This is a genomic window from uncultured Thiodictyon sp., from assembly GCF_903946935.1.
Taxonomy (GTDB): domain Bacteria; phylum Pseudomonadota; class Gammaproteobacteria; order Chromatiales; family Chromatiaceae; genus Thiodictyon.
This window is the reverse complement of record NZ_CAJAXH010000063.1, coordinates 1-7,502: the sequence shown is the minus strand read 5'-3', so window position 1 is coordinate 7,502 and position 7,502 is coordinate 1. Positions and strand designations below refer to the sequence as shown.

The window sequence follows — 7,502 nt, the reverse complement described above, 5'->3', positions numbered from 1 at the left end:
GCTTGGCGCCTTGGCGTGAGCAATTGCGGGATGTAGGATGACTGATTCTGCGCCACTGCTCTGGTACAACAGCGGACTGTCGAACACCTATGACGCCGTGCGGCTGATCCGCGAGGCCGCCGGCGGCGCCCTGCGGGTGCTCGCGAGTCACGGCGAACCGCAGGCCCCAGTGCTGGCAACGGCCGACCTGGCCTTGGTCGAACCCGCCGGGACCTTGAGCGATGCGGACTATGTCGAGTGGTGTCTCGGAGTCTGCCGCCGCTACGAGGTACAACTCTTTATGCCCAGCCGCCGCGCCCGCGCCCTGGCCGCGGCCGGCGCGGCATTCGCCGCGCTGGGTACGCGCATCCAGGTCTTTGCACCGGCGACGCTGGCCCTGTTCGACCACAAGGACGCCCTCTACCGGGACCTGGTGGGGACGCCGATCCCGCTCCCGGAGTACCGGGTGGTCGACTCGTTGGCCGCCTTCGACGACGCCTACGCCGATCTCAGCACCCGCCACCCGCGCCTGTGCGTCAAGCCGACCGTGGGCATCTACGGGGCCGGCTTTCGCATCCTGAGTGAGACCGCGGACGATTACGACACCCTGCTCGGTGTCGCGCCGTCCGTCATCTCACTCCACGCCTACCGCTACGCCCTGGAGCGCACGCAACGCCGTTTTGAACTCCTGCTCATGCCCTTCCTGCCCGGCACCGAGCGCTCGGTGGATTGCCTGGCGGTGTCAGGGCGGCTGGTCGCCGCGGTGGCGCGGGCCAAAAAAGGCCGGCACCAGGTGCTGGAGACGGCAGGTCCCACCGTTGATTACTCACGCCTGCTCACCGAGCGCTATGGCCTGGACGGCATCTTCAATTGCCAGTTCAAGGACCAGAATGGGCTCGCGCACCTGCTGGAGATCAATGCGCGGATGTCGGGCGGGCTGCTCTATGCCTGCCAGTCAGGCATCAACTTTCCGTATTGGAGTGCCGTGCTTGCGCTTGGATTGGCCGAGCCGTCGGCGGTTCCGCCACCGGCCGACGGGATTGCGATTGCACCGGTGCAGGGCGTGGTGTCGGTGGCTACCGGTCAATGGCCAACGGAACCAGCCCTTTGAACCCTAGGGTCCGCTGCGCGGACCAACCACGGCGCTCGTGACACCGCTCCAGCGGTGTCACGCCTGTGTCAGGCGCTCTGCGCCGGGAGCGCCGGTGGCCGAAATTATGACCAAGGCCCGCAAGACATTGGCCTACGCTTCCCACAATCAGAACCGTCTCGCTTCGCCAGACTTCTTGGCCTATCCTTGGGCATAGGTTCTTTTCTTGGAGCAATGTCCGATGCAGCTCGAACGCCACGTCCGCCTGTTTCGTAACGGGCGTAACCAAGCCCTGTGTATCCCGCGGGAGCTCGAGCTCGACGCGGACGAAGCGACCATCCGCAGGGACGGCGAGCGTCTGATTGTCGAGCCGGTGAAACACCGACCGGACCTCGCCACCCTACTTGCCGGATGGGCGCCGCTGGATGAGCCCTTCCCTGACGTGGATCAGGGCTTGATGAACCTGGACGACATCCGCCTCTGATCATGGACGCGCTGCGCTACCTGCTCGACACCAACATCCTCTCCGCGCTGATCCGACAGCCCCAGGGATCGGTGGCGGCGATCCTCGCCCGGCGTGGCTACGGGGCCGTTTGCACCAGCATCGTCGTGGCCGCGGAGCTGCGCTTCGGCGCCCGCAAGCTCGGGTCCGACGCACTGACTCGCAAGGTCGATGACCTGCTGGCAACACTACCCGTTCTGCCCCTGGAGGCCGATGCCGATCTGACGTATGCCGAGATCCGCTTCCAGTTGGAGCAAGCCGGGACGCCCATCGGCCCCAACGACCTGCTGATCGCCGCACATGCCGTGGACCTGGGGCTCACCCTCGTCACCGATAATGTGCACGAATTCACGCGGGTGAGCGGGTTACGGGTGGAGAATTGGCTGGATAACTCCGCGTTCGCGTCACAATGAGCCGTGTCAAGCCGATCCGGCTTAAGTGACCTTGTGCGACGCCCGCGATCCTCAGAAAACCGGGGCATCAAGGCCCAAGTAATGGAGGCTCAAAGAATGCTGACCCAAGTCGATATCAGGCAGTTACCCTCCTACTCGATCGGGTACGAGGATGGCGAGACGATGGGCGAGGCACTCATCGTGCGACGCTTGCTGACTCAACTCGATGCAGAGAAAGTCGCGGCATTGCTGGGACTCAGCACTGAGGAGGTCGCGCGCATCATCGCCAAGGGCAATCCGGAGATCCCGGATTCAGAATAGACCAACGCCATGCAGGGAACCAGGAGATTTAAAGAATTTGAGCCTGGCCCCTTACATTCGCAATGGGCTCCCGCACCTGCTCGAGATCAATGCGCGGATGTCGGGCGGGCTGCTCTATGCCTGCCAGTCGGGGATCAACTTTCCGTATTGGAATGCCGTGCTTGCGCTTGAATTGGCCGAGCCGTCGGCGGTTCCGCCGCCGGCCGAGGGGATTGCGATTGCGCCGGTGCAGGGCGTGTTGACGATGGCACCCGATCAATGGCCAACGGAACCAGCCGTTTAAACCGTAGGGTCCGCTGCGCGGACCACCGACCTTCTGACCAGGTAAAGACTGAATGCCGACGGAGGCCCTCATGTTAACCATCCACGAAGAGTATGTGACGGACCGAGCTGGTGAACGCAAGGCCGTGCTGGTGCCGATCGCAGAGTGGGAACAGATCCTTGAAGCACTGGAGGATGTGGAAGACCTGCGCGCCTATGATGAGGCCAAGGGCGCGCCGTCCGACCCCATTCCCTTCGAGCAAGCCGTGCGAGAAATCAAAGCGGGCCGCCGCGAGTGATGTATCAGGTGAGCATTGAACGCCAGGCCCAGCGCGCCTTGGCACGTATCCCGACACCCCAGCAGGACCGGATCATCGCGGCCGTCGAAGCACTGCGGCTGGACCCACGCCCCGCCGGTTGCCGCAAACTGGTGGATCGGGCGGCCTGGCGTATCCGTGTCGGCGACTACCGAATCATCTACGAGATACAAGACGAGCGCCTGCATATACTCATCGTGCGGATCGGCCACCGCGGAGAGGTTTACCGGGGTTAGCCCGTAGGTCGGGTTAGCGTAGCGTAGCCCGACGCCTCGCGTGCTGCCTGTCGGAATGCAAGGCGCTGAAATGTTGGGGTTCGTTCCTCACCCCAACCTACGGGATCGCGGCTTTTACGGGTTAGGAGCGAATACTTTCACACTCTCTCCAGCGGTGACACACATGTGTCAGGCGCGCTGCGCCGTAAGAGCAACTGGTCGCAGTTATGATCAACGCCACCGGGCGGACCGACGGACGCACCAAGAGTGAGGTGGCCGGGAGGATCAAAAGACCCTGCCTGTCCTCGCGGCGGCCCCAGACGGTCGCTCGCCGGACCCTTGCCCACCGGATGTCTCTGTCGTACCCTCTCTCCTTGGCCGACCCCCCGCGATCCCTAGCGCAGCGCAGAACCGATGACCGACAAAGACATCATCAGCCGGGATACCCTCAAGCGCCTGACCACCGACTTGGCCCGGCACCTGCTTGGCATTGAGGCCGAGGCCGTCGAACTGCTGGAGACCCAGAACCAGCGGATCGAAGACCGCCGCGCTGACTTGGTGGCGCGGATGCGTGCCAGGGATGGTCAAGAATTCCTGCTGCATGTGGAGATCGCCAATAACAATCGCAGCGAAATGCCGTTGCGAATGCTCCGCTATTACACGGATATCCGCTTCGCCGGACATAAGGGACCTATCCGACAGTTCCTGATCTACATCGGCACCGGCCCGCTCAGCATGCCCAATGGCATCGCCGAGCCGGAACTGCTGGACTATCGTTATGGCCTTGTCGACATGCACCAAGTCAACTGTACCGGGCTGTTGGTGCAGGACAATCCGGATGCGCTGGTCTTAGCCGTACTCTGCGATTTCGGCGGGCGCCAGCCGCAAGAAGTGGTCGGCTATATCGTTCGCCGGCTGAAAGAACTCCTCGGCGCAGATGAGCAGCGGTTTCGCGAATATATGACCATGCTCGAAATCCTGTCAGAGAACCGGGGCCTCAAGGCCCAAGTAATGGAGGCTCAAAGAATGCTGACCCAAGTCGATATCAGGCAGTTGCCCTCTTACTCGATCGGCTACGAGGATGGCGAGACGATGGGCGAGGCACTCATCGTGCGACGCTTGCTGACTCAACTCGATACAGAGAAAGTTGCCGCATTGCTGGGACTCAGCACTGAAGAGGTTGCGCGCATCATCGCCAAGGGCAATCCCGAAATCCCGGATTCAGAATAGACCAGCGCCATGCAGGGAGCCAGGAGACTTAAAGCACTTGAGTCGGGCACCTTACATTGGCATTCAAGCCTGGCGCGCGGGCCGCACTCGAATCAATTCGCTGCCACTCTCGCTTCCCTCCAGAAGACCGAACTAGAGGATAACGCACCATGTTAAACATCTTGAAAGAGTTCTTGAGTCATCAGGTATGGACAGGTGTTGCCGGTATCATTACTGTTTTGGCCTTTTTGCTTTCCGTATATCCCATCGCCGATCATCAGGGCGTCCGGACGCCTGAGCAAATTGTCCACCAGGACTTTAGGTCAGGCATGGCCGCCCCGCCCGACAGCAACGCCCGGATCGCAGCGATGGAGCAGGCCCTTGGTGCCTGGCAAGCCGAGCGTAGCCCGGCAAGTGCCAAAGGCATTGCCGATGCCTATGATGCGCTCACGGCCGTTGACCGCTCGGGCTTCACGCCGGTACAGGGTGCGCTCTTTCAGCGATTGCAGGCCGCCTACCGCATCGTCAACAAGACCGTCGGCGGCCCTTGGGTCGGTGCCCGGGATCAAGTTCCCATTTTCGTCGCCGTCTCCGGCGAAGGGGGCGCTTCCACCGCGGCGACCTTCACCGAGAAACTGCAATCGAACGGATTTCGCGTCGTAGCCAGCCGTGATGAGGCAGAGCTCATCGTCGAACTGACTTGCAGCCTCAGGCGGCTGGGTCCGGCGCCACTCAGTGACCACCTGCAAAGTGGTGTGGCTGAGGTCGTGCTGAACGCCCACTGGGCCTACGATGGCTCGACCTTCATCCAGGCTAGTCACCGAGGCAGCGGCGGTGGCAGCACTCCGCAGATTGCCGCGAGCGATGCGTACAGTGACGCCGCCAACCAGTTGTTCCGCGATTTCCTAGCAAAAATGCCACCGCGCGAGTCTTGAGACACATAGCGTCCGCTGCGTCGCACTCTAGGGCGCGGCGCAACCAAGAGCTTTCTGGCAGACCTCCGCTCTTTAGATTTAGCTGAGCCTATGGTCTAATACGCGGGGTCATAAAGCGGTTAATCCAATGAAGGGGGCTTTCAAGTGCGTCTGAAATCCGTTCGTGTCTCGTTGGTTGCGTCGTCCTGTGGACTTGCTTTGTTGCTATCGCCGCTATCGCTGGTGCGGGCGGAGGGAGCGGGCTCCGTCGAGGATGGCCTGCGTACCCTTGCGGGCCAGATTGTTCAGAAATCCGCCGCGGCGGAGCGTACTACGATCGCAGTCTTGCCATTTCAGAACGCCGACGGTACCTGCAGCGTCCTGTCCACCCATATTGTCGACGAGTTGACGCTTGACCTGTTCGACGTACCAGGCTCCAAGCTTACGCTGATCGAGCGCTCCCAGTTACAGGCGCTGATCGCTGAACTCAGCATCGGCGAGTCTGGCTTGCTGAACCCTACCACCACCAAGGAGTTAGGTAAGGTCAGCGGTGTCCAGGCCTTGGTCTTGGGGAGCATCACGATCATCGGCGACGTTGTGCGCATCAACGCGCGCCTAGTGGCGACTGATACCGGTCAGGCCATCTCGGCCGCAGCCGTCAGCCTACCCAAGACCGACGCAGTGACCAAGTTGCTGGCCCAGCCAATCGCCGGGGGGCCTGGGTGTGGAATGTTTGTTGGCAAAGGTGTAGGACCTGGGGTAGCGACTACGCAGCCGCCACCGACCGGTAAGTTTTCGACTGGGGGGCTGGACTTCTCTGTCCAGGGGATTTCACGCACCCAGGACAAGAAAGCGGTCAATGTTGTTATCGGCGTCGTGAATACCAATGAGAAGCCAGTAAAAGCACTATTTCTTGGCACTCAGGCCTCGTTGCTCGACAATATGGGAAACCAGGCGTTTGCGACATCAGCCACCGGAATAGAGGTTTGTAAAAATGCTACCAATTGGTGGGAAAGCATTAGCGGCTGCTGGGAAAAAAAGGACCAACTTACAATACTTACACCAAAGGTCTTGCAGACTGTCTTGATACGCTTCACGGCCGAAGGCGACAAAAAGGACGATGCCACAGGAATCGCCGGTGATATGGTTTCCTTCTCCAGTCGTATTGGCTTGCAAAAGGCGGACGAAAAGGAGCCTGCCGCATATTCGATCAGCATTCCCAATATTGCACTAAAATAGGCGGGATAAGGGGCCAGGGTCAATTGCGGCCCGACCCGGTGACGTCTTTAGGTCGGTTGTCGGCCCGTCGGGCGCGGGCGGTCGGGGTCGGACAAGGTGGCGACAGTGATCTTGCGCTACGACCGGCGGCCAGTGGGCTCCGCCGGCATCATGGTGGGGATGACCTGCCGGCCATGTTTGCGATAGATGAGAAAATCGCTGTCCAGGATGACCCGCGATCTCATTCGCCGTAGCCGTTCATATGCTCAGCGTTATACGACAGGTCGCCCGGCCCCTCCAGCGCGCCGACGAAGTCACCGGCTAAATCCAGCGCTGAACCCTGCCGGGGAATCGCCGCGTCGGCGAGGTAGGCGTCCAGGGCGCGGCGAGCCACCTCGGATTTGCTCGAACACCGCTGCCTGGCAATGGCGGCGATCTGACTGTCGAGTGCTTCGGGCAACTTCAACGAGAGGGAGCGGACCCTACGGGCGCGGCGCAAGCTGTAGGGTCCGCTGTGCGGACCGATCGTCGCTGGTCGCCGTTTTTATTAAGGCGGTCGCGGTATCTGCTAAGATCGGCGCAACACCCTGTTTCGAGCATTTGATTTCTCTATCGATCGCTGCCGACCCATAACACCTCGGGAGAACGCCATGAAACGCCTCGTGTGCTGCGCCCTGCTGATCGCCACCGCTGTCATTGTCTCAACTCAAGCTCGCGCAGAATCGCTGGACGAGGCGATGCGCCGGTCGGAACAATGGAAGACACAGCAAGGCTGGTACAAGCCGCAAGAACAGGAAGCAGCGAAACGCCAGGCCGAAGCGCAGAGAGAGGAAGCGGACAAACGTTCGCGGTCCGGTCCGGCGGGTGGGTGCAGTTACGGATCCTATTGGTCCTCAGCCACCGGCGGATGTGTGCGCCAATAGGGAGTCGGCCGGTTCTCGTGGAGTAACCATCCCCCGGCAAAGCCGGGGGCTTTCATTCGTGAGCCGCTCGAAGCGGCTACGGGGTCGCTAACGCGGCCCCGCGGTTCTTGGGCCGCCTAAAGGCGGCGACTCAGCCCCAGAGGTTGAGCTGTTCGAGGCGC

At 61.4% G+C, this 7,502-nt stretch carries 12 protein-coding genes; 11 read left to right on the top strand and 1 reads right to left on the bottom strand.

The window, feature by feature from the left end; translation table 11 throughout:
- Positions 1-37 precede the first annotated feature (37 nt).
- From QZX93_RS05840 to QZX93_RS05795, 10 genes are all read left to right on the top strand, one after another.
- Positions 38-1,090, top strand: a complete 1,053-nt coding sequence (locus QZX93_RS05840; protein WP_295388414.1) for an ATP-grasp domain-containing protein — start codon at positions 38-40, stop codon at positions 1,088-1,090.
- 220 nt (positions 1,091-1,310) lie between these two features.
- Positions 1,311-1,553 carry an AbrB/MazE/SpoVT family DNA-binding domain-containing protein gene (locus QZX93_RS05835; protein WP_295388412.1) on the top strand — a complete coding sequence of 81 codons (243 nt, stop codon included), beginning with the start codon at positions 1,311-1,313 and terminating at the stop codon, positions 1,551-1,553.
- 2 nt (positions 1,554-1,555) lie between these two features.
- Positions 1,556-1,984 (top strand): type II toxin-antitoxin system VapC family toxin, encoded by a 429-nt coding sequence (locus tag QZX93_RS05830; RefSeq protein WP_295388410.1) that lies wholly within the window; start codon positions 1,556-1,558, stop codon positions 1,982-1,984.
- A 96-nt stretch (positions 1,985-2,080) separates the two neighbouring features.
- On the top strand, positions 2,081-2,284 hold the full coding sequence (locus tag QZX93_RS05825) for a hypothetical protein (protein WP_295388407.1): 204 nt from the start codon (positions 2,081-2,083) through the stop codon (positions 2,282-2,284).
- 37 nt (positions 2,285-2,321) lie between these two features.
- Positions 2,322-2,567 (top strand): ATP-grasp domain-containing protein, encoded by a 246-nt coding sequence (locus QZX93_RS05820; RefSeq protein ID WP_295388405.1) that lies wholly within the window; start codon positions 2,322-2,324, stop codon positions 2,565-2,567.
- A 70-nt stretch (positions 2,568-2,637) separates the two neighbouring features.
- Positions 2,638-2,844 carry a hypothetical protein gene (locus QZX93_RS05815; RefSeq protein WP_295388403.1) on the top strand — a complete coding sequence of 69 codons (207 nt, stop codon included), beginning with the start codon at positions 2,638-2,640 and terminating at the stop codon, positions 2,842-2,844.
- On the top strand, positions 2,844-3,098 hold the full coding sequence (locus QZX93_RS05810) for a type II toxin-antitoxin system RelE/ParE family toxin (RefSeq protein WP_295388401.1): 255 nt from the start codon (positions 2,844-2,846) through the stop codon (positions 3,096-3,098). The genes QZX93_RS05815 and QZX93_RS05810 overlap by 1 nt, the downstream gene beginning before the upstream one ends.
- A 393-nt stretch (positions 3,099-3,491) precedes the next feature.
- On the top strand, positions 3,492-4,307 hold the full coding sequence (locus tag QZX93_RS05805) for a hypothetical protein (protein ID WP_295388399.1): 816 nt from the start codon (positions 3,492-3,494) through the stop codon (positions 4,305-4,307).
- 149 nt (positions 4,308-4,456) lie between these two features.
- Positions 4,457-5,221, top strand: coding sequence for a hypothetical protein (locus QZX93_RS05800; RefSeq protein ID WP_295388396.1), 765 nt, complete (start codon positions 4,457-4,459; stop codon positions 5,219-5,221).
- Positions 5,222-5,365: 144 nt separating this feature from the next.
- Complete coding sequence (locus QZX93_RS05795) at positions 5,366-6,439, top strand: CsgG/HfaB family protein (protein WP_295388393.1); 1,074 nt, start codon at positions 5,366-5,368, stop codon at positions 6,437-6,439.
- A 220-nt stretch (positions 6,440-6,659) separates the two neighbouring features.
- Here the strand turns inward: QZX93_RS05795 and QZX93_RS05790 are convergent, their stop codons facing one another.
- Positions 6,660-6,884: a hypothetical protein gene (locus QZX93_RS05790; protein WP_295388390.1), complete on the bottom strand. Its 225-nt coding sequence runs from the start codon at positions 6,882-6,884 to the stop codon at positions 6,660-6,662.
- Between the two features lie 184 nt (positions 6,885-7,068).
- Here QZX93_RS05790 and QZX93_RS05785 point away from each other — a divergent pair, with 184 nt between their 5' ends.
- Positions 7,069-7,341, top strand: coding sequence for a hypothetical protein (locus QZX93_RS05785; RefSeq protein ID WP_295388386.1), 273 nt, complete (start codon positions 7,069-7,071; stop codon positions 7,339-7,341).
- Positions 7,342-7,502 lie beyond the last annotated feature (161 nt).